Genomic DNA, 26769 nt, shown 5'->3' with positions numbered 1-26769 from the left:
CGCTCCGGCCCGGCTACCCGGTGATCAGACCCCACAACCCGGAGCCGCCCGCGTGCAGTGCGGCCTTGGTCACCTGCTCGTCCCAATAGTGGACCGAGCCGAACTCCGAACGCCAAGCCAATGCCGCGCGCGTGAATTCGTGCAGCCGGTGCTCTTCGGTGGTGCCGATGGCGCCATGCACCTGGTGGGCGTTGCGCACCACGACCGAGACGGCGTGGCCCACGCACGAGCGGGCAACCGCGACAAGAAAGTCCAAGTTCTGCGCCGACCATTGACTGGCGACGGCCTTGGTGAGTGCGGCCTCGGTCGCCGCCCTGGCCAGCGCGGTCTCGGCGGCGATGTCGGCGATCAGATTCTGTACCGCCTGGAACTTGGCCAGCGGACGGCCGAACTGGACGCGTGAGCTCACGTGCTCGACCGACAGATGCAGAATCTGGTCGAGCGCCGCGCAGACCTGGATCGCCCGCACCAGTGCCGATTTGAACTTCAGCGTTGAAACCATGGCTCCGGTGGTGGGCACACCCCGAAGGTCGAGATGGTCGGCACGGACCGTGTTGCGCGGTTCGCCGATCATGTTGGCGCCGTGAGTGATAGTGAGTGTCTGCGCATCGACGTCGGCAAGGTGGTATTCGCCAGCCGATTGCCTGATCACCACGATGCGGTCGGCGTGAGAGGCCCATGGAACCTCGGTAGCGACCCCATCGGCGTCGAGTAGACACACCGTTCTTACCGCGGCGTCGGCGCCCATGTCATGCGCATCGAGCAACCAGCAAGCCAACAGATCATGTTCGGTCAACGGAATTCGCACCGCGTTGCGTACCGCCGCAGCTAGCAACTCGGCCGCCTCATACCAGCTGGCCCCGCTGCCGCCGCTGTCTTCCGCACCGGTGAGACGGGCCAGGCCAAGCTGCTCGAGTCGCTGCCACAGCGCCGGATCGCGCCGGCTTGCCTCGGTGGGGGGATGCGACGTGCGGTACTGGGCGAAGACCGCCTCCATCATGTCCACCAGGGCGGGGTCGACGGTGTGCACGGTGGCGCTCATCGCAGTCCCAACCCACGCGCGATGACACCGCGCAGCACTTCGTTGGTTCCGCCACGCAGGGTGAAGCCCGGCCGCTGGTCCAGCGCCGCGGTGACCAGGGCGGCGAACTCGGGATCGCGCGGGCGGTGCGGGGCGCCCGAGTCGGCCAGGTCGGTCGAGTCGGCCAGGTCGGTCGAGTCGGCCAGGTCGGCGAGTTCGGCGATGTCGCCCTCGGTGCTGGTGCCCAGCACCTTGACCACCGCCGCAGGTAGGTCGGCGGGATCGTTGCGCTCGAGTGCGCCAGCCACCGCGGCGTACATCTGGTGCAGGACGGCGATGCGCGCCACCAGCCGGCCGAGCTGCTGGTCGCGGGTAAAGCGTTGCTCGGCCATGCTTTCGGCGGTAGCAGCCAGCAATACGAAGGTGGACAGGAAGCGCTCTGGTCCGCTGCGCTGGAAGCTGAGTTCCGATGTCACCTGCGTCCAGCCGTTGCCGATTGCCCCGAACACCATCTCGTCGGGTACATGGGCGTTGTCGAGGATCACCTCGTTGAAGTGGTGGGCGCCATTCATGGAGATGATCGGCCGGGTCTGGACCCCCGGCCCGCGTAGGTCGACGATGAATTGACTTAGCCCGGCATGCCTGTGGTCGGGGTCCGCCGGCGCGGTGCGCGCGAGCACGATGAACGCGTGGGCGCGGTGTGCCCCCGAGGTCCATACCTTTGTGCCCGACAACAGCCAACCGCCCTCGCCGCGTACCGCCCGGGTCCGCACGCTGGCCAGATCGGAACCGGAATCGGGCTCGCTCATGCCGATGCCGAAAAAGCACTCACCGCGCACAATCCGAGGCAGGAAGTGCGACTTCTGCAGTTCGGTCCCGTACTTGAGCAGTGACGGCACGATTTGACGGTCGGCTATCCAATGGGCGGCCACGGGTGCACCGGCGGCCAGCAGTTCTTTGGTGACGACGAATCGTTCCAGGAACGTGCGCCCGTGTCCGCCGTACTCGACGGGCACGGTCATGCCCAACCAGCCGCGGTCGGCGAGCGCTGCGGTGAAGTCCTCATCCCACGCCGACAGCCAGGCATCAACCGAGGGGGTGAACCCGCCGGCGGCGGACTGCTCGGCAAGAAATGCGCGGACCTCGCCGCGCAGGACATCGGCCCGGGGGGAATCGAGGGCCCCCGCGGGTGGCACCAACCGGGGCAGCGCCATCAGCGCGTCCGCCACTTCGCAATGCGTTGTTGGTGTTCGGGGTCGCGATGGGCAAGTGGTTGCATGGCGGCGGCCATCCCCAGCGTCGACTCGAGCGAGCCGACCCGGGACTCTTGCAGCAGCCGCTTGGCCATGCGCAACGCGTGCGCGGGGTTCTTGACGATCCGCTCGGCCAGCTCCTGTGCCTGCGGCAGCAGATCATCGTGGGGCACCACCCGGCTGACCATGCCCCATTCGAGAGCCGTTGCGGCATCGATGCGGTCGCCGGTCAGCGTCATCTCCGCGGCGCGCTCGTAGCCGATCGCACGCTGCAGAAACCAGGTTCCGCCGTCGCCGGGGATGATGCCGAGCGCGACGAAGCTCTCCGCGAACGAGGCTCGCTGCGATGCGATCCGGATGTCACACATCATCGCCAGGTCGCAGCCCGCGCCGATGGCCGCGCCGTTGATCGCACCGATGAGCGGGACTTCGAGACGGGCCAGTGCGCGCGGAATGCGCTGGATTCCGTCGGTGTAAGCCTGCCGCTGTTCGAGCGCGTCCAAGCCGAACATCCCGTCGCGGTTGGCCATTTCCTTGACGTTGCCGCCCCCCGAAAATATCTTGCCGGCCCCGGTGAGAATGACCGCGCGGACGCTGGTGTCGATGTTCGCGTCGTCGACCGCGGCCTCGAATGCCGCGATGAAGTCCCTTCCGGTGATCGCGTTGCCCACATCGGGCAGGTTGATCGTCCAGGTCCGGATCGGTCCGTTGGTGGTGATGTCCAAGGCGGTGTTCATGAGGGCAACTGTAAGGAGTTGGTCCCCCACGTGGACCGGGCGGGCGCTGCCAGTGCCACGCTGTTCAACCATGACCGACATGACCAAATACGGTCCGTGGGCGGTGATCGCCGGCGGTTCGGAGGGGGTAGGCGCCGAGTTCGCCCGGCAGCTGGCTGGCGGCGGGCTGAATCTGGTGCTGATCGCGCGCGCATCCGGGCCGCTGGCCGATACGGCGCGACGCTGCCGGGAGACCGGCGTGCACGTGCGCACGATTGCCGTGGATCTCGTTGATCCCGAGGCGGTTGCGCTGATCTGCTCCGAGACGGCCGACCTCGAGGTCGGCTTGTTGATCTACAACGCGGGCGCCAACACCTGCCGGGAACAGTTCCTCGATGTCGAGCTAACCGAACTGGGTCGGGTGATCGACCTCAACGTGACGCGGATGCTCGAACTCGTGCAGCACTTCGGGCGGCCGATGCGGGCGCGCCGCCGCGGCGGCATCGTGCTGGTCGGTTCGACGGTGGCCACCTACGGAGCGATGCGGCAGTCGGCATACGCCGGTTCCAAGGCGTTCAGCCGGCTGTTCGCCGAAAGCCTCTGGCTAGAGCTGTGCGAAGCCGGGGTGGATGTGCTTGAACTCGTGCTGGGGGTGACCCGCACGCCGGCGATGCAGCGGGCCGGGCTGAACTTCGATGCGCCGGGAATCTTGGTTTCCGATCCGGCCGACGTAGCCCGTGAGGGTCTGGACAACCTGGCCAACGGTCCGGTTGTCATCGCCGGTGACAACGCCGCACACGTGCACCGCGGCAGCGGAGCGGACCGGGCGGCGATCGTCCTGCGCGCGCACCGGGCCATGCAGGCGCTCATCGGTTCGCCCCCGCCACCTCCCAAAGGAGATCGCGCATGACCGATGCCGCCGATCTGGTGGCCCGGTTTGCGCGGATCAACTGCTTCCTCCGGTGACGAAGCAGCGGCTATTGCCGGTGTCGAGGAACACTTCGTCGACGGCGGACTGGTCGACGGTCGGAAACTCGAAACGATGCACTTGTTGGCCGGCTTCGATGATAGCGTCTTGGGACTCGTTGCTGCCGTCCTTCTTGCGCACCACCGCGGTCACCTTGCCGGACTTCGACATGTCTTGCGGCTCATGGAAATACCACACTTCGATACCCGATCCGGACGAAGTGGGCTGCCAACCGTCGGAATAGAAGCAGGCCGGGTTTCCCTCGGCGTCCGGTGGTGGGGACGGGCATATCGACAGTCCGACGCACGGTGCGGTGGTGGTTGGGCTCGCGCCGGTGCGCGTCGTCATCGGGGTGGCCGGGTTGACGGCCGATGTCGACGAACTCGGAGCAGATGCTGCCGGTGGTGCGGGCCGCCCGGATGCGCATCCGGCGATGACCGCCCAACCGGCCAGGAAGATGACCGGCAACCGGAATGCCTTTGACATGACTGCCCTCTCCGCGCCGCGACTCGTCGGACCACTCTTCGGGAGATTATGTCGCCTGCAAACTCCGGCCGGCGGCCAAAACAGCCAATTGGCGACGACAGAATCTGGGCGTCATCTGGGCATCGGCGAATTAGCGGGCCGACGACGTCGTCCGGTGCGTGCCAGGTCACGCGCTAGAGCGCGCGCTGCGTTGCTCGATGGCGTGTGCGCTGCGGCGCAGTCTTTCGCCGAGCTTGCGAATGCCGGCGCCGTCGAGGTTGGCAAATACCGTGGCCATCACGGTCATGGTGGCCGAACCGTCGGGCCCGCGGATCGGCGCCGAGATCGTGGCGACACTGTGGGTGGCGCCGCTGGTCAGCTCCTCATCCAAGACGTCGATGATGGCCAGGTCGGCATAGGCGCGGGCCAATTGGGTGGTGATCTCATCGACCTCGCCGTCGGCGCTGAGCGCGCGCAACGCCGTGTAGACCCGAACGTACTGCCGGGTGAGCCGTTCGACGACGAAGCCGCGCCGTTGAATCTGGTCGAGTACTAATGTCATTCGCTGCAGAAACCGGGGGTTTGGCGCCCCGAATGCCCGCAGCCAGTCTTGCTGGGCATCCGGGCTCCACCAGGCGACATAGTCTCGTCCGATCGGAGCCACGAACGGTGTGCGCATACCCCGCGAGATCCGCGGTCCGCGCGGGCACTTGCCGACGGTGTCGATGACAACCAGCGTGGCGTCTTCCCGGCGGGCCAGCATCACTTGGGTGCCGGTGGCGGCGGCCAGCTCTTGCAGATCGCCTCGGTGCAACTGCGCGGTGGTCGGCGTGTCCAATCCGGCGATGGCCGGCCCCCAGCTGTAGCGAAACGTTTCGGGATCCCTGATCACCCACTCCCGCGCGGCCAGCGTGGTCAGGATGGCGTGACCGGTGGCGCGGCTGATGCCGAGGCTGCGGCAGATTTCGGCCAGCGAGAACTGCTTGGCCGAATTATGGCCGAGCAGTTCCAGCACCGCGATGACCCGCTCGGTGGGCGGGGACGAGCCTTGACTGGAAACTGAGGCTGGGTCTACGGTGTCCGTCACAATATCGAACGGTATGTCGATATTTCGACAGATGCAAGGGTCGGTGGTGAGGGCATGAAATGCGGCAAATGGGGACGCGCCGGTGTCGCCCGGGAACAGACGACGGGGTCGACGAGACGGGCCGGGCGATGCGGATGACCGCACTGGCCAGTCCCACCACCGACCGCTTTTTGCCCGGCGCCGGCGAAGAGCGCCGAGTCAGCTCCTCGACGTGGCGGGCGTTCGCGGTGTGGACCGCGATCTTCTGGGGCGCAACCGCGATCTTTGCGGCGCTGTTCTACCTGGGCGTGCTGGACTTCACGACCAGCACCAAAACGTCTCTTTACGGCATCAGCATCTGGCTCAACGGTTGGTTCATCCCGCTGCTACTCCCCGGGGCGCGCAAGCGGCCGCGGATGGCGCTGTTTCACGAGTGCCTGGTGTTGTCGATGGTTTCCTACGCGATAACCAACCTGCTCTGGGAGATCCCCTGGGTGATCTTTTCGCCGTTTGTTTTCCACGACCTGCACACCCTGGGCGATATCGTCGCCTACACCCCGTGCCTGCGCGAGAACGTCCTGCACATGTACTGGTGGGACCTGGCCTCATTTGGTTCGGTTGACCTTCGTACGGTCAATCACAATCCGACGTTCTTCACCCTGGAGATCTATGCCTTCGTCAACATCGCCGGCGTGCTGGCGTTTTGGCGGCTCAACAAGAGACGCTCGCCGATGCGGTACCTGATCCCAGTCCTGGGAGCTGGAGAACCGGTGGTGGCTACCTTCATCTTCTCGTTCAGCGAAGTGTTCGGGGGCTTCAAGAACATGGCCGGCGGCGTGGCCGATACCCTGCTTGCGCTGGCGTGGACCCAATATCAGTACTTCGTTTTCCCGCTCGTCTTCGGGTGGCTGGGATGCAAACTCCTGTACGAGGATTGGCGCCGGTTGAGCGGGTCGACGGGGCCCGCGCGGGTATCCCTGAACCGGACTGGCCAGCCGGCCGGGGACGGGTGAGAGATCGTTGAGCTGGGTGCCGCCGGCGCCGCGGTCGAAGCGGTATCAGGCCGCACTGACCCGATAGATCTCGATCTGTTCGGGGAGGCCCTTGAGTTGCTGGGGGCCAAGGCTTTCGAAGGTCAGGCCGGAGCCGGCGGTCAGATCGCGCACGGTGCGGCTGGCGAACACTTCGCCGGCATCGGCCAGCGCGCCGATGCGGGCGCCGATGTGTACCGCCATGCCGCTCCACTCCTGGCCCCGTCGCTCACACTCGCCCGTATGTATTCCGGCGCGGATCGCGATGTTGAGGGCAGCAAGGGCCGGGACCAGCTGCAGGGCGCAGCGAGCCGCCTTCGTTGGTGCATCAAACAGCGCGAAAACACCGTCGCCAGTGTGCTTGGCGCGGGTGCCGCCGTAGCGCAGCAGTAGGTTGTCAACCACGCTGTCATGGCCGTTGAGCTGGTGACGCCATGCCGTATCGCCCATGGTGCTGAGCTTCTCGGTGGAACTCACGATGTCGGTGAACAGCACGGTCTTCAGCACGCGTTCGTCGGCCGGCGCACCCGACTCCCCGGTGAAGAAGTCGAGCACCTCCCGGGCCAGATCGTCGATGATGTCGAACGGAGTGTGGGGACCGGGCGGCAGGAGGCGAAACTGAGCGTTGGGAATTGTCGCCGCCAGTGCCGCCGAGGATTCCAGGGGTACGAGTTGATCACCGGGGCGCGCCAGGACCAATGTGGGAACGCGGATCGAACCCAGCACGGCACGGACGTCGGTCGCCATGAAGGCCTGCCACCACAGTTTCGCCATCGAAGGGCTTGACACCGACCGTTGCAGCCTGCCGAATAGCTCTCGCATTCCGGGCACCTCGGCCGCTTGACCGTAGAACAGTTCCGCCAATGCCCCTCCGCCCCAGTCATCTTCGATCGCGCAGAGCTGCGACTGCACCTCAGTGGGGGTGAATCCCCAGGGAAAGTCCGGCAGATCTTGGGAAAACCGTGCGGCGGTACCGAAGAGGCTCAGCAAGCCCACCCGGTCCGGGTAGGTTGCGGCGAACAAGATGCTCACGGCGCCGCCCTCGCTGGTACCCCAGAGTGCGGCTGGGTCGAGTCCCACCGAATCGACGATGGCACGCAGATCTTCTAGGGCGTGTCTGCTTAATGTGAATGGTGTTTTGGCTGATGCTGTTTGGGTGATGCGGGCGCATGCGATTTCTGATGATTTGTGGTCGCTGATCGTGGCGGTGTTGCCTGCGGGGCGGCGGCGTGGCCGGCCGTGGAACGATCATCGACGTACTCTGGAGGGCATTATCTGGCGTTACCGTACGGGATCTCCGTGGTGTGACCTGCCCGAGCACTTCGGTCCCTGGCAATCGGTGGCCGAGAGGCATCTACGCTGGTCGGTCGATGGCATCTACGCGCGGATCTTCGTGGCGATCGCCTCTGACCTCGACGCCGAGGACGCCGACCTGGGCGCACTGTTGTCGGTCGATTCGACCAGTGTGCGCGCCCACCAACACGCAGCCGGAGCGCCCCGGGCGCCGCACAGGGGGATCTGTCGAATTACAAGAAATATCTCGATGAGCCCGATGACCACGCCATTGGGCGTTCCCGCGGCGGGCTGACTACCAAGATCCACGCCTTGACCGACCAGCTGTGCAGTCCGGTCACCCTGGCACTGTCGGCCGGTCAAGCCGGTGATAATCCGATGCTTTGGCCACTGCTGGCCGCCCGGTGCAGCAACTCATACGCCCCGTTTCGCCTGCTGGCGGACAAGGCGTACTCCCATGACTCGACGCGGGCACAGCTGCGCCGGCTCAAGATCGCCCATACCATCCCCGAGCGCAGCGACCAGATCACCCGCCGCAAAGCCAAAGGCCGCAACAGAGGACGGCCTCCGGGGTTCTCAGGCCGAATCTACAAGCACCGCAACACCGTCGAGCGAAGCTTCAACCGGCTCAAACACTGGCGCGCGGTCGCCACCTGCTACGACAAATACGCCCTGACCTACCTCGGCGGTGTCACCCTGGCCGCCATCATCACCTACCACCGCGTCCGCAATTAGCAGACAGGACCTAGCCCCCACCAGTTACCTCGGCGTCGCGCACTGCACCGACCCGACCGGGGGGCCTGCCGAACCGCTGGTCGTAATGCGTCGCTACCACGACAGTGACCGGCTTGCGTATCAGATCAGCAGCGGCGGATCCGACGAATCGGTGCGCGCGTTGTTGGACACCATCGCTACAGTGCTGGCCCGCTTTCACGAGGGCGCTGAGCGCAGTCCGACAATCAACACCGCGGGAGAACCGGCCGCGATTGGCCGACGCTTCGGCGACAACCTGGCAGAACTGCATCGTTATGCGGGGACGTCGTTCCCCGACGAGTCGATCGGGCGGATCGAAGACCTGGTCGCGGCATTCATCTCCGGCCGCGAGACCCTCTTGGCCCAGCGCATTGCCCAGGGATGCATCGTCGACGGTCACGGGGACCTGCTCGCCGATGACATCTTCTGCGCCGAAGGCGGACCCGCCCTGCTCGATTGCCTGGAGTTCGACGACAGACTTCGTTATGTCGATCGCGTCGATGATGCCGCGTTTCTGGCGATGGACCTAGAGTTCTTGGGGCGCAAGGACCTGGGGGAGTACTTCCTGGGTCGCTATCTCGCGCACTCCGGGGATGTGGCGCCGGCGTCACTACGAGACTTCTACATCGCTTATCGCGCGGTGGTGCGCGCAAAGACCGACTGTGTCCGGCTGTCGCAAGGCAAACCAGAGGCCGCCGCGGATGCCGCCCGACACCTGGAGCTAGCCACCCGGCACCTGGAGACCGGCGCAGTTCGGTTGGCGCTGGTGGGCGGGAATCCAGGTACCGGAAAGTCGACGTTGGCGCGTGCTCTGGCCGAACAGGTTGGCGCACAGGTTATCTCAACCGACGATGTACGCAAGGAACTGCGCGACCGCGGTGACATTCACGGCGAGTCGGGTGTTCTGGACGAAGGCCTGTACACCCGCGACAACGTCACGGTCGTCTACGATCTGGTGCTGAGCCGGGCGCGCAGGTGTTTGCAAGAGGGGCGATCGGTGATCCTGGACGGGACCTGGCGGGATCCGCAATCTCGCGCGCGTGCTCACCAACTTGGCGGCCAAACTCATGCGGCCTTGGTGGAACTGCTGTGCACCCTGCCGGTCGATATGGCCGCTGACCGAATCAGCACCCGAGCGCCGGGCAATTCCGAGGTAACGGCGGAGATCGCCGCGACCATGGCGGCTCAACATGCCGGCTGGGATACCGCCCTACCGATGGATACCTCCCGGCCAATTGAGTTCTCCCTAAACGAAGCCCACGACGCTTGGTGCCGAGCGATCTACCCCGAGTAGGCGGGGCTGCGAGCCTAAGTCCCTGCCGTGAAGGACCAACGGCCCTGGCCAACCTGCGGCGCAAGTTTCTAGCGTTGACGTCACAGACGCAAGGGTGGTGGCTATGACGGCGGCGACGGCGCCCGAAGAAACCGTGATTCGAGAATCAGTGGCGCTTGCCAGTCGTGCTCCGTCGCTGCACAACAGCCAACCGTGGCGGTGGGTCGCCGAAGCCGACACACTGCAACTGTGGGCTGATCGAGCCCGTTCGATGCCGGCCACCGACCACGCGGGCCGGGAGCTGATCTTGAGTTGCGGTGCTGTCCTGGACCACCTGCGGGTCGCGATGTCGGCTGCCGGCTGGGACAGTGTCACCGAACGGATGCCCGATCGGGGCAATCCAGATCATCTGGCGAAACTGCGGTTTCACCCGATGCAGGCCGTCACCGCGTCCCAGCGCCATCGGGCGGATGCCATCGGGCAACGCCGCACCGACCGTTAGCCTTTTGACCCGGTCGCCCAATGGGCGGCGATCGAGCCGGTGCTGCGTCACGCCGCGGTCCGGTATGACGTGCTGCTGCACGTGGTGGCGGACGATGGCCGAGCGGCGCTAGCCGAGGCGTCTCGGCTCACCGAGAACTTGCGACGTAGCGACACCACGTATATGTCCGAACTACGATGGTGGACTTCGCCATTCAGCTCGAACGCCGACCATGCGCCGGAAGGTGCCCTGCTGTCGACGTCGGAAGCTTCCCGAGTCGACGTTGCGCGCAGCTTTCCCCCGGCCGGCGGGGGGCGACGTCGCTCCGCTATCGAGCATGATCAGTCTAAGATCGTGGTGCTCTCTACCGATTCCGACGACTTGTGTGACGTGCTTCGATGCGGTGAGTCGTTGTCGGCGGTGTTACTTGAGTGCACGATGGCGGGCCTGGCGACCTGCACGCTGACCCACATGACCGAGATGGCCATGAGTCGCAACATCATCGCCGAGATCGTCCAGACAACAAGCCTTCCGCAATTGCTCATCCGAATCGGCAAGTCGCCGGGACATGATCAGCACGTGGAACGCTCCGGCCGTCGCCCAGTAGACGACGTCCTCGCGTTCCGGCTCTGACCGGTGCTACCGCAAGGAGGTCTCACGCATGACGCGACATTGGCTGGTGATGGAGACCCCGAACGGCCCGCACGCACCGTATGTCACCCGGATCGCCGGTGCTGGTCGGCATCTACCCGAAACGCACCTCACCACAGACGAATTGATGTCCAGCACCCGCCATCGCACCCACATCGATCTGGAACGGCTGACCGGGATCCGCGAGCGCCGTGTCTCGGTGGGCGATGAGGATTCCTACAGCCTGGCCACCGCCGCCGCCCTGGACGCGCTGGCCGCTGCGCGCCAGGATCCGGCGTCGCTGGATGTGGTGATCAATTGCAGCATCACCAAGTTTCGCGGTGGCCTCACCCAATGGCTCGAGCCATCGATGAGCAGTGCGGTGGCCCGCGGCATTGGGGCACACCGCGCGATGACGTTCGACGTGTCCAACGCATGCGCCGGAATGCTTACCGGGGTAACGATTTTGAACAATTGGATCCGGCAGGGGGTGGTAGAGCGCGGTCTGGTCGTCAGCGGTGAGTACATCTCACAACTGAGCCACAATGCCGCCCCCCCACATCCGCAACATCATGAGCAAGGAGTTGGCCTCGTTGACCCTGGGAGACGCTGGCGCCGCGCTGCTGCTGGAGCGGGCTCCCGTCGGTTCCGCGGGAATCGCGCTGGCCGGATTCACGACCGTCGCCGACTACAGCCGGCTGTGCCTGGCCTACCCGCGCGGACACGACCCGGGCGCGCGGATGTTCACCAATGCCCGCGCGATCCACCAGGCCGCAATGGCCAATACGCCGTTGCTGCTCGAGGAGGTCCTCGAGACGGCCGGAATCTCAATTCACGACATCGACCATGTGATCACCCACCAGACGTCGGCACGTGCCATCCGTAAAGGCATGGCCAAGATGTCGGAAGCCTTTGGGGACAAGCCCCGCCATGACGCGGTGATCACCGTGGACCGCTACGGCAACACGGCATCGACAACACACACCGTGGCCCTCATCGAGGAACTCACGGCCGGAGGCATCGTGGCAGGGGAGCGAATTGCCTTGATCGCTCTGGCCTCGGGGCTGGAAATCGGGATCGTCTTGCTGACCCTGGATGAGGAGATGGTGAGCCGTTATGGGCACAGTGATTGACCGCGTCGACGTTGCGCATTCGGGCTGGCGCAACCGGCACAGTGCGCTGCACCTAGCCGTTGCCGCTGCCAAAGACTGCCTACAGGGCGCCGGATGCGACCCCGACGAGTTGGATCTTGTGGTCAATGCGGGGATCTACCGCGACCGCAACCTCGGTGAGCCGGCATTGGCGGCACTGATCCAGGACGACATCGGCGCCAACCCGGAGGACCCCCACGCTGGTGCTCACGGTACGTTCTCCTTCGATATCGCCAACGGGGCCTGCGGGGTGCTCACCGCTTTGCAGATCGTTGACGGATTCTTGCGGACGCACAGCATCAGTCGGGCGCTCATCGTGGCCAGCAATGCCGATCCAGGCCATGGAATGATCGAGCACTTTCCCTTCTCCGCCACGGGGGCCGCGCTGCTATGCGGTTGGAGCGATGACACCTACGGCCTGAGCCGGGTGCAGTGGGCTAACGCCGTCAACGGGAAGGCAGACTAATCATTCGGCGCAACAGTTGGTTTCGCTGACGCCCGCAACGTTCTGCGATTCGCGGAGTCGGCCGAGGCGGATGAAGAGTTTGCCGCTGTCGCGGCACATGCGGTGCGCGAATGCCTGGCGGCGAACTGCGTGGCGCTTTCGTCGGTCGACATGATTGTTGCTGCCCCGCCCAGGCCCGGGTTCCGCGCCGCGTTGAGCGCTCGGCTCGGGGTGGCGGCAGAGCTGATCGGGGTTGCAGATGATCGACGCATGCACACCGCAGCGCTGCCCGCCGCGTTCGAGCAGCAGATCGCGCGGGTTCCGGTGGGCGCCCAGATCCTGTTTGTGGCCGCCGGGGCCGGCGTCACGGCCGGCCCCGCGCTTTACCGCCGCCCGCCAGGCCGCGCTGCGTGAACGGGCCTACTGCCAGGAAATGATGCGCTCGGCCAGCTCTGGCCCGCTGTCTTCCTGGATGAAATGGTTGGCGTTGATACGGGCGTGCGGCTGGCCCGCCGCACCGGGAATGTGCTTGATCAGTGGACGGTCGGCTCGTCCAAGGAGTGGGTCGCGCTCCCCGAAGATGGCCAGGAAAGGCTTCTCCCAGCGGCCAAGGGCGTCCCATGCGGCACGGTTGGCCGCAACCGCGGGATCATCGGGTGAGATCGGCACCAACTGGGGGAAGGCGCGGGCGCCAGCCTGGTAGCTCTCGTCGGGGAAGGGGGCGTCGTACCCGGCCCGCACGGCGGGGGGAACTTTGCGCACCGTCCCGGCCGCAACAAGGCGACCGGCGGGCAGCACCGGAGAGTAGCGCGCGAAGGCCCGCCAGATGTGAAACGCCGTCGGGGTGCGCCCGCGTGCCGTCGGAAGGAACCCATTGGCCACCACCAGCCGCGCAATCGCGTCACCGTGTTCGGCGGCGACGCGCAGTCCGATCAGCGATCCCCAATCCTGGACGAAAAGCGTGGCCTCGGCCAGGCGCAATTCTTCAAACCAGGACTTCACCCATTCGACATGGCGCAGGTATGTGTAGTCCGCGATACGAGTGGGCTTGTCGGAGCGGCCGAAGCCGATCAGATCGGGCGCGAGCACGCGGTATCCGCCGGCAGCAAGCGGTGGGATCATGGTGCGGTACAAGTAGCTCCACGTGGGCTCCCCATGCAGCAGTACTATCGGCGGCCCGTCGGCAGGACCCTCGTCGATGTAGTGCATCCGCAAATGTGGGGTATCGGTTGCCGCGACATCGACGTAGTGGGCCGCAAACGGGTAACCGACCAGATTCTGGAATCGAGCATCCGGGGTCCTCACCACATCCATGAATCAGCTCCTTCCAATAGCGGCCACCCGGTGTTCGTCGAGCAGTTTGCGACCATGTTGCCTCCCGCCGGGCCCGCACAGCGTCAAACCAGACGGTGCGGCGGAGCGCAACGGGCAGTTCAAACTGCGTGAGTCGGTCTGCAGCCAAAGTGCGCCGGCTCAGAATATGCCATGCGCGGCGCACGACCGCCGGGCCATCGCCGATTCGAGGCTTAAAACCAACCAAGCCAGGCTATTTCGCGTGGATGGTGGCTGACGATCAACCCATCGCGAGTCGCTGGCGAACAACGGTCGGTGCCGATCTCGCCGAGTGGCCCTCGGCAATGTCAGGCCCTCGTTTCGAAACGGTGCGCCGCCGCGCGGGGCAGCGACAGCGCGACGCGGTGGCGTCTAGCATGTGCGGGGGATGCGGCTTCGGCCAGACAGGAGATCTCATGGTCGAGATTCACTTGGAGCGAACCATCGCTGCGCCGGTTGAGCAGGTCTTCGACTGGCTGGCCGACCCGACCAAGTTGGCCGCGGCCCCCTTGGTGCTCAAGGCCGGCTACACCAAAGACTCACCCCCGCCCGGCGCTGGTGCGGTGCGCGAGGTGACCGCGCTGGGTGCCTGGTTCCGGGAGCAGATCACCGCCTTCGACCGTCCACGCAGCTACTCCTATCTCATCTTGCGATCCTTCCCGCCGTTGATTCATCAGGGGGGCACCCTGACGTTCACGCCGTCAGACGGTGGAACCCACGTCGACTGGCTGACCACCTATACCCACCCGGCGCGTACGGGTGGCAGGTTCTTGGAGGTGGTCAGTCGCCCGATATTGAGGTCGAGCTTCGTCGCGGTCTTGGACGGCTGCGCGGCGGCACTGGAAAGTTAGGGCGGCCCGGTGCTCGATCATCGGGCGTCCCGCACGTTTGTGGTAACCGGTGCGTCCTCGGGCATTGGATTGGCCACCGTAGGCCGCTTGCTCGAACAAGGCTGCGCAGTTGTCGGTGCCGACGTCGTAACCCCGCCCCACGACCTCGGTCCGCGATTCACATTCGTGACCGCCGACGTCACCGACGAGGACGCGGTCGCCGGCGTGTTCGCCGCCGTGCCCGACCGCCTCGATGGGGTGGTGCATTCGGCTGGGGTGGCCGGTGGCGGCCCGGTGCATCTGCTGACGCGAGCTGAATGGGACCGAGTCATTGGGGTCAATCTCACCGGCACTTTTCTGGTAGCCAAGGCGGCGTTGGGCAGGATGATCGAGCAACCCCGGGTGGACGGCGAACGCGGCTCAATCGTGACGCTGGCCAGCATCGAAGGTCTAGAGGGCACCGCCGGCGGTAGTTCTTACAACGCCGCCAAGGGCGGTGTTGTGTTGCTGACCAAGAACATTGCGCTCGACTATGGGCCCAGTGGTATCCGGGCGAACGCGATCTGCCCGGGCTTCATCGCCACACCCCTGGCCGAAGGGGTCTTCGACATGCCGGGAATGGAGGGCCCGCGTGCGTCGATCACCAATGAGCATGCGCTGCAACGATTGGGAAAGCCGGAGGAGATCGCGGCCATGGCTGCCTTCTTGCTCGCACCCGACGCTTCCTTTGTGACAGGCCAGGCCATTGCCGTCGACGGCGGCTACACCGCCGGGCGCGATCACGGGGTGGTTCGGCTCTTCGGTCTCCCACAGTGAGAGAGGGAGATAAGGCGGATTCGACTGGTCGTCGCAACACCTCGATGTTGGAGGTGTTGAATGGCTTGTCGTCAGCAGGCAGCAGACCGGGTGATCCGGCCGAAGCTGCGATCGCCGGGGCATCGGAAGTATCGGCGTCATGTCGAGGTGGCCTTCTGGGAACAGATCGCTAGAGGGCTTCTCGCCGAAGAAGCCGCGGGCATTGTGGGCGTGGCGTCCGGCGGTCGGGGCACGCTGGTTCCACAACGCTTTGATGTGAAGTTCCAGCCCTCGGGCCGCTGCCTGTCTTTCGCTGAGTGTGAGGAAATCGCGCTACTGCGGGTCCAGTGCAACGGTGTTTGAGCAATCGTCCGGGCGATTCGGCGCGACCCGTCCACGATCTCACGGGAACTGCGCCGCAGCGCCGCTGTTCGCTACGGGAGCAGCGGTTCCCGGGCCTCGGTAGTGCTGTGGAAGGCCGATATGGCCGCATGTCGGCCCAAGACCGCGAAATTGGCCGCCAATCCGCAACTGCATGATTATGTGCAGCAACGCCTTTCAGGGCGAATTGGCATCAAACCAGCATCAAACCAGACCCGCGCAAAAAATCCGGGCTAGGGCGGCGTCTTCGACCGCTACGACGCACGGGCGCACCAGACACCCAACCGGGTGCAGAATGCGCCTTCCGCGTGTCAGACCGAGCCATTCTCCTATTTGCTGTGTACCCCATCCGGCTCCGGCCCAGCAGGCAACGGCACGATAATCGGTATCGACGCTATACCCGCCGGAAGCGGGCCTGGTAATGGCCCCGAGGGGCCCGGGACAACTCCCGGCGCAGCGGCCACCGGGTCCGGTGCTGGATCTACCGGCGCAACGTCGGGACCGCCTGCAATGAATGGCATAGCCGCCCCGAATAACCCAGCGATTGGTAATATGACGCCGATCATGAAGTTATCCAGTCGCACCATGCAAAACCCTTTCAGTTTATGTGCTAGCTGCTTCCGAAAGTTCAAGACGTTTTCTAACGGTTCCTGTGTCTCGGGTAGCGTAGACGACCTAAATGATTTGATTGCTGGAATCAAGTTGTGATGTTTTGAACGTCGCATCCCGCCGCCTGACCGGCCCCGAAAGGCCGGTCCCCTAATTTTGAGATCAAAGGTTGTGATTCAATGCGGATTTCGGCAAATGCGGCCCACTGTCGCGAGGTTGCCTTTACTCCGGCGGGGACCCTGCACCGGCTCGCTCACCCCCTTCCGGATGCCACCCCATGACTATCGGCTCGATGGCTTGGACATAACCTCCTCTACGGGCTTTGCGATCTCCACCCTAGCGACTTCTGCCGCTAATCGCACTGTACACCAAGGTATTACGATGTGTACGCCAACGCCGCTAGTCTTGATTTTGCATGTATTCGTGCAGGTTTGGGTAGGGGCCGTGGTCTGGATTCGCTTGCGCGGTTGCCTTCTTGTTGAATGGGCGCGTTAGAGCGGGCGTGCCCCCACGCCGGCCGGATCCACCGGGGACTTTAACGCTCTTACGTCCAAACATTTTCACGCCTCCCAAAACGGGGGAAATTCATGTCTCGCATGAGACAAATTATCCCAACGTGAGACATAACAGTATTGCGCCCGGGGTTGCTTGATGCGCCTGCCGGGAGTCCCCTTAATGGCCGCCCCTTCCAGGCGCAGGCAATATTCCCGTTTCGGGCCACCAAGTTGGGCATTGGTGCTTAACTTCACGACTGTGCCCATTGCAATGTGAGCGCGACAACGAAATATTCTTCCGTTGAAGGGATGTCCAGGTGAGCCATTTGGTGACGCAACCGCAACTGATGACTGCCGCTGCCGAGGACTTGGTAGGTATCCAGACGTCCATCGCTGAGGCCAGCATCGCCGTTGGCGGTCGGACCACCGGTTTGGCGGCGGCAGCCGCCGACGAGGTATCCGCGGCGATTGCGGACGTGTTTAGCGTGTTCGGTGAGGATTATCAGGCGTTTGCCCGGCAGGTTGAGACATACCACAACGCGTTTGTGCAGACCCTGACCGCAAGCGCCAATGCCTACGGCCATGCGGAGGCTGATGCCCAGGCCCTGCTGAGCGGGAGCACGGCCGCATCAGGTGGGGCGCCATCTGCGCAAGCTACATTGCAGGGAACAACGTTCGGCTGGATGATCGGCGGAAGTGGAAATCCGATACCCTCGCAAACATACGTGACTAAGGTGCTGTCTTACGTCAACGAAGCGTTCGGCGTGCTTCCGGAGAACGCGAAAGCCCTCTTTACCCCCGAGGGATTGCAGCCGATATACACCGGGATCAAGAGCTTGCCTCTTAATACATCGGTAGATCAAGGCGTCCAGATCCTCGACCAGACGATCAAGAGCACCCTGGCGGCGCATCCCGGCGACAGCGTCGCCGTTCTAGGCTATTCCCTGAGCGCGATCATCTCCTCACTGGAGATACGAGACTTGATGAACCCGGCGCTTAACCCAACGCCACCTCTACCAACCGAACTCGGCTTCACCCTGCTCGGCAATCCCATGAATCCCAATGGCGGTCTCCTGTCGCGCTTCGTAGGACTGAACGTGCCGAGCCTGGGATTGGACTTTTATGGCTCGACACCGCCCGACACCCCCCTATCCGACCAACATCTACACGCTCCAGTACGACGGATTCGCCTCTTTCCCGCGGTACCCGCTCAATCTTTTGTCGGACCTGAACGCCTTCTTGGGAATCCAAACTATCCACGGCCAGTACCCGGATCTCGACCCAGCAAATCTTCCCCCAGGGTACGAGATGGTCACACTCCCGGGCTCAGCATCCCTGACCGGGCAGGGCCAAACCAACTACTACATGATCACGCACCCAAACCTGCCGATCACAGCGCCGTTCCGAGCCATCCCGGTCATCGGTGACCCGCTGGCAGACCTCATTGAGCCGAATATGCGCATCCTGGTCAACTTGGGCTATGGCGACCCGAACTACGGCTATTCAACGTCACCAGCGAACGTGCCGACGCCATTCGGGCTATTCCCGGACGTGAACTATCTTGAGGTCGCTGGCATGCTGGCCGACGGAACTCAGCAGGGCGGCAACGCCTTCATCGCCGACATCAGTGCAATGGCCCCGTCGTTTGCCGACCTCCCTACCTCGCTCGCCTCGGCAATGGGATCAGCCGGCACCGCCGGGACCGGGTTGCTGGCTGCGGCACCAACCTCCGCAAACGAAGTCATCCGCGCTCTGCAAGATGCCAACACGGCTATCGCCAACTCAATTGCGAATGCATCTTCCAACGCTTATGCAGTCCTGCTTCCGACCGCAGACATCGCCAACATGCTCGTGACCTCCATGCCTTCCTATGACATCAGCCTGTTCCTCGACGTGATAGAACAGATCGTCGACGGCGACCCACTCGGCGGGCTAACCTATGCACTCGTTGCTCCCTTGGCTGCGAACACAGCGATCGTCACGCTGGCAAGTGGCTTCCAACTCATCGTCCTGCAAAACACGGTCGACGCGATTCTCGGCGGCTAGGTCTTGTGTGGCAAATGCCGGGTCCAGGCGACGATGGCTTTGAGAACGGCTGCACCGTCGTAGGCGATGGCGAATTTGATGCCCTATTGGATGTCAAGCGGCTGAGCTGGCGGTTGGCTTTATCAGCCTGATTTGGCCCCGGAAGGACGGTTCGAAATGACACCGCCGAGCCTGCTGAACGGATCTGTGACAGTTCCTCAGGCGGCCTGATTGGCCGTCTCGGTCATGACGGCTTCGAATTCGATAGGGGTCAATCGGCCCAAGCGGGCTTGTCATCGACACCGGTGGTAGGTGCGTTCGATCCAGGTGACGATCGCGATGCGGAGGTCGTCGCGGGTGGCCCAGCGTTGGCGGTCCATGACGTTGCGTTGCAGCAGGTAGAAGAAGCTCTCCATGGCGGCGTTTGTCCCCGGCGGAGCGGACTTGCCCCATGGAGCCGAGCATGTGGTGACGCCGCAGGGACTGCTGGAGTTTGCGGGAGCGAAATTGACCGCCCCTGTCGGTGTGGAGTGTGCAACCGGCGACCGTGTCACCGGGAAACGTCCCTCCTACGCCGGAAATACCCCGATGACCAGTCGATGCGGTTGTGCCACGAAAGTATCTATCAGGCTGTCTATCAGCCCCAATGACACTTGATCCGACCGCCGAAAGTCACCCGTGCGCACCGCGGCCCGCTGCGCACGGGACGGACTCATCGCCGCGCCCACCAACCTCCCGGTCGACGCCGTCCGCGCTTCGCCCTTCCGATGTTGTCTATTCACCGGCGGCCATTCGATCCCGCCTATCGCTCCCAGCCTCGCCATCGGGAAGGAGACCTTGGCGTACTGCGGCAATACTTCCCGAAGGCAGCGCCCTGAACGCGTGCTCGCGGTGTCCGGAGTTGTGCTAGATCTGGTTGCGGCGGGCTGTGGCGTAGCTCAACGCTTCACCAACTGTGTTGTGGTGAAACTGGAAACCGGCTTGCTCGAGGGCGATCAAGAAGCGCGGAAGTAGGCTCAGTCCACCGGGTTTCAGGGGAGTCGGGGTTGTGCCGTTTTGGGTGTTGAGTATGGGCGGGGCTGGTGTGGTGTGGGGCATCGAGGCCAGTGTCGCGCCCGAGATGACTTGATAGGCGCTCATGGTGGTGGCCGCTTGGATCTACATCCGTGCGTAGTCGGCTTCGTTGAGGGTGATGGGGATGGTGTTGAGCCCAAAGAAATTGGTCGCGACTAGCGCCGTGTGGGTGGTGTGGTTGACGGCTAGCTCCGCCAGTGTCGGCATCGTTGCCAGCGCGCTGGTGTAGGCCCCGGCCGCCACTTCGTGCTCGGCTGCCGTCGTCGCGTAGTCGGCGCTGGTGGTGGTCAGCCACGCCGCGTACGGTGCGTGCGCGTCGAGACAGCTCTGCACACTTGTCCCCTGCCACGCGGCGGCCGCTCCACCTAGCAAGGTGGTGAGTTCCTCTGCTAGCGTGGCCTGTTAGGCAGAGAGTTCCGTCCGTGCCGTCGTTGCCTCATGCAGTGGCCCGGGGCCCGGGCCCGCGCTCAACAACGTCGAATGCACTTCCGGCGGCGAAGCCATCCAAACAGAGGCTGTCATCAAAGCCCTCCAGGAACTACTCGTCGTCACATCTCTACGCCCAACGCAGGACCCGTGATTCGGTCCAGCAACGCCGGCGCGACCGCTTGTTCAAGCGATACGCGTCCGCCTCCGCATCGGCTGGTGCTGAAATGGTCGTCGCCGTCGAACCCTAACCGATCCTCTGGTGCGGCCGGCGACATCATTCTCATCGCGTCCAGCCTTGGCCAATGCCATCAATTCCTCTGCTTTGCAACATTATTCATGCGACATGCGACGCCACCCCAGGCCCATCAGCGGATACACTATGCACCCGCGAAATACTTTTCGCTCCTGCACCGATCAGCCGCTAGCTCAAAAGCTTCACGACGCTGCCGAGTATGGATGCTACCCATGCTATCCGGGGCCGGCCAAAGCCCGTCCAGGGTAAACGCCATTCATTCATGCCATTTTCATAAATCCTGTATCGCTCCTGTACAAGTGGTCGTAGCCAGAAGCGGGTCCGGCGAGTCCCCGTTAGGGAGTACAGCCCATTCTTGAGTCGCCCGGATGCAGATCACGCGGGTCTTGTTCGCGCAGAAGCGTTGTAAGGCTTGGGAAACCAACTCCGGTCCGTTGTACCGAGGACACCCCGGTCCGCTTGCGTGCAGAGACGACCGTGACCCAAATAACTAATACCTAAATGACTAATAGCACCACTTAACAGCTACTCTATAGTTAGATCACAGCGGAAATGCAGGTTCAGCGCTGCCTGTGCCGCAAATTGCGGCACACTGTCGCCATCGCTGGCGGGCTGCAGGCTCGGTACGACGCTAGCCAGCTCCCACTCGGAGGCGGACTCGGCGCTCTACGCCTGGTAGTTATTTAGCACTTGCGACCCTCCTGCGAGCCAGTGTCGGCTCCGAACGCACGACCATGTCCAACGCACTCACCACCCACATGCACATACCGCCACATACGGCCACAACCAGTCAAAGGGGCTGTGGAGCAATGAACTACGGATTCTTGCCGCCCGAAGTTAACTCAGCGCGGATGTACAGCGGCCCCGGTTCTGCGTCGCTACTGGCCGCCGCGGCAAGCTGGGACATGGTCGCGATCGAGTTGGCATCGGCGGCCGAGGGCTACCGCTCGGTGATCTCAACCCTCAGCGGTATGTACTGGTGGGGCCCCGCCTCTGCGGCAATGCTGGCCGCGACCGGTCCGTTTATCGACTGGCTCGAGATAACCGGCGCGCTGGCCAGCGAAACCGCCAACCGGGCCGCCGCGGCGGCCGCGGCCTACGAACAGGCCTATGCGATGACGGTTCCGCCGATCGTTGTCGCGGCAAATCGCGCCCTGCTGGTAGCGCTGGTCGCTTCAAACATCTTCGGGCAGAACACCGCAGCGATCGAGGCTACCGAGTCAGAGTATGCCGAGATGTGGGCCCAGGACGCCGGAGCAATGTACGACTATGCCGCCACCTCGGCCATGGCCACCGCGTTGGAGCCGTTCCCCGGGCCACAACAGCACACCAACCCTGCCGGGTTGCCCGCCCAAGGCGCCGCGGTCAGCAAGGCGGCCGCTAGCTCTGAGGAAGGTTCCCAGTCGCTGTTGTCACAGTTGATCGCGCTGGTGCCCCAGGCGCTACAGGTACTCGGGATCTGGCCAATTCTGCCCGAGGAATTCACCCTCCTCGACGCCATCTTCGCGATGTATGCGACGGTCGGCATGACGGCGGATGCCGTGACGATACCTGTTGCAATCATCGCCGCGGACAACAATCTGGGTCTGCTCGGCGCCGCTTCGGAGAACCCCGCCGAATTGGCTCCTGGTGCGCTCGGACTCGGCGCGAAACTCTCCTCCTCTGAGATGGTCGCCGCCAGGGGCGCGGCCAATGCGGTGACTGTCAGCATGAGCCGGGCGGGTTCCATCGGCCAGTTGTCGGTGCCTCCATCTTGGGCCGCCCCTTCGTCGGGCCCCGCCTCGGCGTTGTCGGTCAGCGGATTGACCACGATCCCGGGCACCGAGGTGGCCGAGCAGGGCGCACCGGGCATGCCGGGTATGCCGGTGGGAACTGGAAAGCGAGCCACCAGCGTCATACCCCGATACGGGGTCCGGCTCACGGTCATGGCACGCCCGCCCGCGGCCGGCTGACACCCCGCGGGCACTCGAACGCGAATGGCCGGATTGCGCTGAGCCACTCCGGCTGGTGAGGCGGCCAGTAGCGGAAAGCAATTCCGCCTTTCGGCGATTGTTTAGACGGCCGGCTGGATCAGCGGGTTTTATCTATAGCCAGTGGCCTGGCCCCGATTGGTTGATCCATGAGATCTGTACCCCGGTCATAGGTCCACCGTTATGAGAGTTTGGGGCAGGGTTATCACCAGGAGGTCACGTGCCTCGTCAGTATTCGTCGTGGGCGTGTCGGCAAGTCGTTGTTCGGTTGCGATCAGGTGAATCGGTGTCCACCAGTCACCCACACCAGGCCAACAATAAGAAAAATCAACAGGCCGCCGCAGGAAAGCGCAGATTCCCTGCGATGGCCCGGACGCGCCTTTGCAAACGGTGAGTTGATCACCGTGACGATTTCGCAAGGTGATTCCCTACTGTGCGCCAGTGCATCCCGTCACGTTTCATGGATAGTTTTTCATATTGCCGCATATTGCCATGGATGAATTTCTTCATATGCTCGACGATGACCTGCCTAGGACTTCTGACTACATAGCCTGATAGGTGAACGCACGCCCGGCAGGTCGAGGCAACGGCAGATCGGCGGCTTGGCATACATCAGGTCGATCCGCACCCGCAAACCCTGCGCTCGCTCCGGCCCAGCCCGGACCACTGGCGTCGGCTCATCGAACACCCTCGCGAACAGATCCCGGCCAGCGTCAGCCATCAGCTTCTCAAGCAACGCCAGGTCCGCACTAGCCCCGGACACACCGCTCTTCCTCTTCCCCCCTTCTCCGGCACGCCCCCAGCCAACCAGACCTCGGACCACTACTCGAAGACCAGTTGGCTCATTCGCGGGTCTTTACACCATCGACTGCGAAGAGCCCTTTTTGTGGGCACACGGCGGGTGTTGCAATCGGCGCCGGGATCGCGGTAGAAGGGGGTTCATAAGAGAGCGATCTCACATTACTGCGCCTTTTACTTCGTGATTGACTCGGGTAGCCTCATTCCGGCGTGAACAGAACGCCTACTTATGACGGTTTCCTGCGGATCTTCTATTCAATTACTTAGAGCCGCACGGATGGTCGTTGTTAGGAAATGAACCAACGACATGATTAGGCCGTTACGCTGCCAAACCCTGAAAGGAAATTGAAATTCTATGTCTGTTGCAGCCTTGTCCTGTGAGACTGAGTTGGCTTTGTCTTCGATTAACGCATCCGAGTTTTATGACATAACAGAAGCCCTATTCCGCGAGCAGGAGTTGGCCTACTCGCTTAACTGGGTACTCCCTACCGACCCGGAGTTCTAAGCCTCGATCCACCGACGGATCTTGGAGACTGGTGTCTGTACTTGTTGATCCCGATTATTGGGGTTGGGCCCGAGGGAGTCGCTGGCCTGTCCAGCCTTTCCTGTGCGCTGCGGTCGGGCCTGTCGGCGGGGTCGGGTTGTTGCGCCCGTTTGGGGTTGTATCTGATGGTGCTGTGCCGCAACGCAAGCTAGGCCTTTGACCAGGACTAGTGGGTGGGTAGGTGCAGAACCGGCCGGCGTTGTGGGCGGGGTAGCCGGGCCGGGACGTCGACGATCTTGCGGCGCAGGGTCGATCCGCGTGCCCCCGTGTGTCGGTCCCCAGCCAGGACGCCGGTAGCGCGCAGCAGGTTGGGAGAGATCGCCGCGCAGAGCACCCAGGTGGAGTTCGCGGCGAAGTGGCCTGACGGGATGTGCGCCGTGGGTCCGTCGATCAGGCCGGCGAACACGGTTTCGATGATCGCGTGTTGGCGGTGGGTGATGTCGGCCGCCTCGACGGGTAGGTCGGTGTTGGTGAAGAACGGGTGATACCGCCAGACCGGGAACAACGCGTCGGGGCGGCAGGCGTCCTTGACACGACGGACGACCAGGCGTGCGGTGATCCGGTCTTTGGTGGATGCGAAGGCGGTGTAGGGGATTTCGGCGACTTCGGCATCAGAGATCCAGCGACGAGAGTCCCTTGCACGGAATGTTCTTGTCGGCGATCTTGGTGTGTCCGAACGCTATCTCTCCGAAACCTCCCTTGCTCTGCTCAGCCGCGCTGATGATCAACCCGGCCAACACGTTGCGGTCCCAGCCGCGTTCACGGCATCGTTAAAACTCGCAGAGCCTTATGTGAATCGCCAGCCCGACTTACACCACTGCATGGGACGCGACCGCACGCCGCGCGGTAGCCAGCACCACCGCCTGGTAAGCATCCTCGAATGCCGACTTCGTGGGGGCGGCGTCGAATCGTTGGTGGTGCAGCCACCGGTCATGGCGTTCAGTCCACGCCTTGCCGTCGTAGTAGACGATCCCGTGACACACCAACAATTTCGACAACCGATGTCTGATCCGCATCAAGTCCGTTCTGGCGGCTTCTCGGGCGCGGACCAGATCCTGGGTAGCATCCTCGGCCGCACTCGGAATCCACACCGGCACAACCTCGTCCAGCCGCAACAACCGCGCCAAATTTAATGCGTCGCGCGCATCGGTTTTCACCCGATCACTCGCCGGGCGAAACAAGTTCGACGACGCCGCGACCTCGCATCGCAATCCCGCCGCCGACAACGCCCGTGCCAACCCGAAACCCGTCGGACCGGCCTCGTAGACCACCGCGCACGGGCCGGGCAGCTTGCCCACTCACTCGATGACCTTCGCGCGCGACGGCGTCAACCGCGCCCAAAACACGTCCGCGCTTCGCCCATCGATCGCCGCCGCGACAACCGAACACGCGTGCACATCAAACCAACACTTGTACGCTCGCAAAACACGGGGGCCTCCTTAACACCTGTCGGAAAGGCCGAGCACAGAACCGCGCTCGGTAGCCCACGAGATTGCGTGAGCGAGGCCCCGGCCAGTAACTACGCCACTCCGCGAGCAGTCACCACATACGGTCTCATGCACCGCCTCGGACGCATCCCGCCCGCCGAAGCCGAAGCCCGCTACTATTCCCAACTCGTGACCGGTCGACCGGCTGGCTCACAGAATCCCGAGGGGGCATGAAACCGCATGAAATCCGGGATGGTTCACACCGGCCCGCCGCGGAAGTTTTGCGGAACTCAGGACAACCTCTGTCCCGCCGAACATGATGGAGTTTGGCATGGCTCTTGAGGCGTGCGATTTTCGAACCTTGGAGAGCCTGTGCCCGGGGCGAGTGGGTGCTCCCGGCTCCCCGCTCTATGAGACCGGGCGCAGAGTTTTTTCGCGCGCCGGACGCATCCGGTCGCCAGCGGCCGTGTTGCGGCCAGCTGATCGAAACCAGGTTGCCGCCATCATGGCCTGGGCGAATGCGGCGGGGATTCGGCTATCGATTAGGTCGGGTGGGCACAGTTTTGATGGATTCCCTGTCCGTGACGACGGCGTATTGCTTGACCTGCGCGGATTGAGCGCGGCCCGATATCCCCCGTCGGGATACCTGCACGCGATGACGGGCGCGACCGTCGGCGACATTGCGCGCGCGCTGGATGGAACTGGGCGGGCGATGCCCATCGGCGAATGTCCCACCGTGGGCGTCGGCGGGTTAGTGCTTGGCGGCGGGTTTGGCCAATGCACTCGCCACTTCGGCCTCACCTCGGACTTCTTGGCCGAGGCGACGGTTGTCACTGCCAGTGGACAGATTCAGGTGACCAACGCCGTGACCAACGCAAATCTGTTCTGGGGGGTGCGTGGCGGCGCTGGTTGTGTAGGAATCGTCACGGAGCTGGTGTTTCACACCGTACCGATCCAGCAAGTGACAGGCGTGACTCTCGGCTGGCGTTGGGACGCGGCAGTCGAGGCGATTCTTCTGTTCACTCAATTGATGCACACGGCGCCGAGCGAACTCGATCTGCAACTCAGCATTCGAACGACAGGTGCGGACCGTTACGCCGACGAAGCAAGCGCCGGCCCTGCCGACGTGATTCCCGGCACGCCCCGAGTGCGTATCGATGGCCAGTTTCTCGGCAACCGAGACGACGCCCGCTCGCTCATGCGGCCACTGCTCGAGCACCCTGCTGCCTTGCATGCATCGATCCGCTAAGAATCGTTTTTCGA

17 protein-coding genes and 11 pseudogenes are annotated in these 26769 nt (G+C 63.8%); 15 read left to right on the top strand and 13 right to left on the bottom strand.

What is annotated here, in order from left to right; translation table 11 throughout:
• Positions 1-13 precede the first annotated feature (13 nt).
• Genes G6N41_RS22020 through G6N41_RS22010 form a run of 3 tightly spaced genes read right to left on the bottom strand, consistent with a single transcriptional unit; the run spans position 14 to position 3011 of the window.
• Positions 14-1042 carry an acyl-CoA dehydrogenase family protein gene (locus G6N41_RS22020; RefSeq protein ID WP_198965651.1) on the bottom strand — a complete coding sequence of 343 codons (1029 nt, stop codon included), beginning with the start codon at positions 1040-1042 and terminating at the stop codon, positions 14-16.
• Positions 1039-2235: an acyl-CoA dehydrogenase family protein gene (locus G6N41_RS22015; RefSeq protein ID WP_198967971.1), complete on the bottom strand. Its 1197-nt coding sequence runs from the start codon at positions 2233-2235 to the stop codon at positions 1039-1041. Before G6N41_RS22015 ends, G6N41_RS22020 begins: the two co-directional genes overlap by 4 nt.
• Positions 2235-3011, bottom strand: a complete 777-nt coding sequence (locus G6N41_RS22010) for a crotonase/enoyl-CoA hydratase family protein (protein WP_015356358.1) — start codon at positions 3009-3011, stop codon at positions 2235-2237. The genes G6N41_RS22015 and G6N41_RS22010 overlap by 1 nt, the downstream gene beginning before the upstream one ends.
• A 70-nt stretch (positions 3012-3081) precedes the next feature.
• Between G6N41_RS22010 and G6N41_RS22005 the strand changes: the two genes are divergently transcribed.
• Entirely contained in the window at positions 3082-3900 is an 819-nt protein-coding gene (locus G6N41_RS22005) for an SDR family NAD(P)-dependent oxidoreductase (protein ID WP_198965650.1), read from the top strand.
• Between the two features lie 36 nt (positions 3901-3936).
• On the opposite strand, the gene G6N41_RS22000 is transcribed toward G6N41_RS22005, so the two are convergent.
• Both G6N41_RS22000 and G6N41_RS21995 read right to left on the bottom strand, forming a co-directional pair.
• Positions 3937-4443: a hypothetical protein gene (locus tag G6N41_RS22000; RefSeq protein ID WP_198965649.1), complete on the bottom strand. Its 507-nt coding sequence runs from the start codon at positions 4441-4443 to the stop codon at positions 3937-3939.
• A 166-nt stretch (positions 4444-4609) separates the two neighbouring features.
• Entirely contained in the window at positions 4610-5509 is a 900-nt protein-coding gene (locus G6N41_RS21995) for a helix-turn-helix domain-containing protein (RefSeq protein ID WP_231608662.1), read from the bottom strand.
• A gap of 134 nt (positions 5510-5643) precedes the next feature.
• Here G6N41_RS21995 and G6N41_RS21990 point away from each other — a divergent pair, with 134 nt between their 5' ends.
• On the top strand, positions 5644-6501 hold the full coding sequence (locus tag G6N41_RS21990) for a hypothetical protein (RefSeq protein WP_198965648.1): 858 nt from the start codon (positions 5644-5646) through the stop codon (positions 6499-6501).
• 45 nt (positions 6502-6546) lie between these two features.
• Here G6N41_RS21990 and G6N41_RS21985 read toward each other — a convergent pair whose 3' ends face one another.
• Positions 6547-7620, bottom strand: a complete 1074-nt coding sequence (locus tag G6N41_RS21985) for an adenylate/guanylate cyclase domain-containing protein (protein WP_259594318.1) — start codon at positions 7618-7620, stop codon at positions 6547-6549.
• Positions 7621-7675: 55 nt separating this feature from the next.
• On the opposite strand from G6N41_RS21985, the pseudogene G6N41_RS21980 reads away from it, so the two are divergent.
• The 5 pseudogenes from G6N41_RS21980 to G6N41_RS21960 all read left to right on the top strand — a co-directional run bounded on the left by G6N41_RS21980 (position 7676) and on the right by G6N41_RS21960 (position 12959).
• Positions 7676-8547 (top strand): annotated as a pseudogene (locus tag G6N41_RS21980) (IS5 family transposase).
• A gap of 10 nt (positions 8548-8557) precedes the next feature.
• Positions 8558-9859, top strand: a pseudogene (locus G6N41_RS21975) (AAA family ATPase); the annotation flags it as partial.
• Positions 9860-9962: 103 nt separating this feature from the next.
• Positions 9963-10952 (top strand): annotated as a pseudogene (locus tag G6N41_RS21970) (Acg family FMN-binding oxidoreductase).
• A 28-nt stretch (positions 10953-10980) separates the two neighbouring features.
• Positions 10981-12082: pseudogene (locus G6N41_RS21965) on the top strand (3-oxoacyl-ACP synthase III family protein).
• A pseudogene (locus G6N41_RS21960) lies at positions 12066-12959 on the top strand (3-oxoacyl-ACP synthase). Before G6N41_RS21965 ends, G6N41_RS21960 begins: the two co-directional pseudogenes overlap by 17 nt.
• Before the next feature lie 6 nt (positions 12960-12965).
• Here the strand turns inward: G6N41_RS21960 and G6N41_RS21955 are convergent.
• Positions 12966-13859 (bottom strand): haloalkane dehalogenase, encoded by an 894-nt coding sequence (locus G6N41_RS21955; protein WP_198965647.1) that lies wholly within the window; start codon positions 13857-13859, stop codon positions 12966-12968.
• Between the two features lie 434 nt (positions 13860-14293).
• Here G6N41_RS21955 and G6N41_RS21950 point away from each other — a divergent pair, with 434 nt between their 5' ends.
• The 6 genes and pseudogenes from G6N41_RS21950 (at position 14294) to G6N41_RS29095 (ending at position 19032) form a co-directional block, all read left to right on the top strand.
• Positions 14294-14728, top strand: coding sequence for an SRPBCC family protein (locus G6N41_RS21950; RefSeq protein ID WP_198965646.1), 435 nt, complete (start codon positions 14294-14296; stop codon positions 14726-14728).
• Between the two features lie 9 nt (positions 14729-14737).
• On the top strand, positions 14738-15523 hold the full coding sequence (locus tag G6N41_RS21945) for an SDR family NAD(P)-dependent oxidoreductase (protein ID WP_198965645.1): 786 nt from the start codon (positions 14738-14740) through the stop codon (positions 15521-15523).
• Positions 15524-15670: 147 nt separating this feature from the next.
• Positions 15671-15865 (top strand): hypothetical protein, encoded by a 195-nt coding sequence (locus G6N41_RS21940; RefSeq protein WP_198965644.1) that lies wholly within the window; start codon positions 15671-15673, stop codon positions 15863-15865.
• Positions 15866-17333: 1468 nt separating this feature from the next.
• Positions 17334-18086 (top strand): annotated as a pseudogene (locus G6N41_RS29105) (PE-PPE domain-containing protein); the annotation flags it as partial.
• A gap of 22 nt (positions 18087-18108) precedes the next feature.
• Positions 18109-18408 (top strand): annotated as a pseudogene (locus tag G6N41_RS29100) (PE-PPE domain-containing protein); the annotation flags it as partial.
• Between the two features lie 33 nt (positions 18409-18441).
• On the top strand, positions 18442-19032 hold the full coding sequence (locus G6N41_RS29095) for a hypothetical protein (protein WP_231609065.1): 591 nt from the start codon (positions 18442-18444) through the stop codon (positions 19030-19032).
• Between the two features lie 197 nt (positions 19033-19229).
• Here G6N41_RS29095 and G6N41_RS21930 read toward each other — a convergent pair.
• The 3 pseudogenes from G6N41_RS21930 to G6N41_RS21920 form a co-directional block, all read right to left on the bottom strand.
• Positions 19230-19542, bottom strand: a pseudogene (locus G6N41_RS21930) (IS3 family transposase); the annotation flags it as partial.
• Between the two features lie 375 nt (positions 19543-19917).
• Positions 19918-20004 (bottom strand): annotated as a pseudogene (locus G6N41_RS30160) (PPE family protein); the annotation flags it as partial.
• A 33-nt stretch (positions 20005-20037) separates the two neighbouring features.
• Positions 20038-20607, bottom strand: a pseudogene (locus G6N41_RS21920) (PPE family protein); the annotation flags it as partial.
• Between the two features lie 969 nt (positions 20608-21576).
• Here G6N41_RS21920 and G6N41_RS21915 point away from each other — a divergent pair.
• Complete coding sequence (locus G6N41_RS21915; RefSeq protein WP_198965643.1) at positions 21577-22719, top strand: PPE family protein; 1143 nt, start codon at positions 21577-21579, stop codon at positions 22717-22719.
• A 1508-nt stretch (positions 22720-24227) separates the two neighbouring features.
• Here G6N41_RS21915 and G6N41_RS21910 read toward each other — a convergent pair.
• The 3 genes and pseudogenes from G6N41_RS21910 to G6N41_RS21905 all read right to left on the bottom strand — a co-directional run.
• Positions 24228-24707 (bottom strand): annotated as a pseudogene (locus G6N41_RS21910) (IS1380 family transposase); the annotation flags it as partial.
• Positions 24691-24819, bottom strand: coding sequence for a hypothetical protein (locus G6N41_RS29635; protein WP_020730503.1), 129 nt, complete (start codon positions 24817-24819; stop codon positions 24691-24693). The pseudogene G6N41_RS21910 and the gene G6N41_RS29635, both read right to left, overlap by 17 nt.
• A 69-nt stretch (positions 24820-24888) precedes the next feature.
• Positions 24889-25377, bottom strand: a complete 489-nt coding sequence (locus tag G6N41_RS21905) for a transposase (RefSeq protein ID WP_231608659.1) — start codon at positions 25375-25377, stop codon at positions 24889-24891.
• A 445-nt stretch (positions 25378-25822) separates the two neighbouring features.
• Between G6N41_RS21905 and G6N41_RS29090 the strand changes: the two genes are divergently transcribed.
• The gene (locus G6N41_RS29090) at positions 25823-26755 is read left to right on the top strand and encodes an FAD-binding oxidoreductase (protein ID WP_321573797.1); all 933 of its coding nucleotides are present in this window, start codon (positions 25823-25825) and stop codon (positions 26753-26755) included.
• The last annotated feature ends 14 nt before the right edge of the window (positions 26756-26769 follow it).

Origin of the sequence: Mycobacterium shottsii (genome assembly GCF_010728525.1) — a bacterium.
Taxonomy (GTDB): Bacteria; Actinomycetota; Actinomycetes; order Mycobacteriales; family Mycobacteriaceae; genus Mycobacterium; species Mycobacterium marinum.
This window is presented reverse-complemented; position numbering and strand designations above follow the sequence as displayed.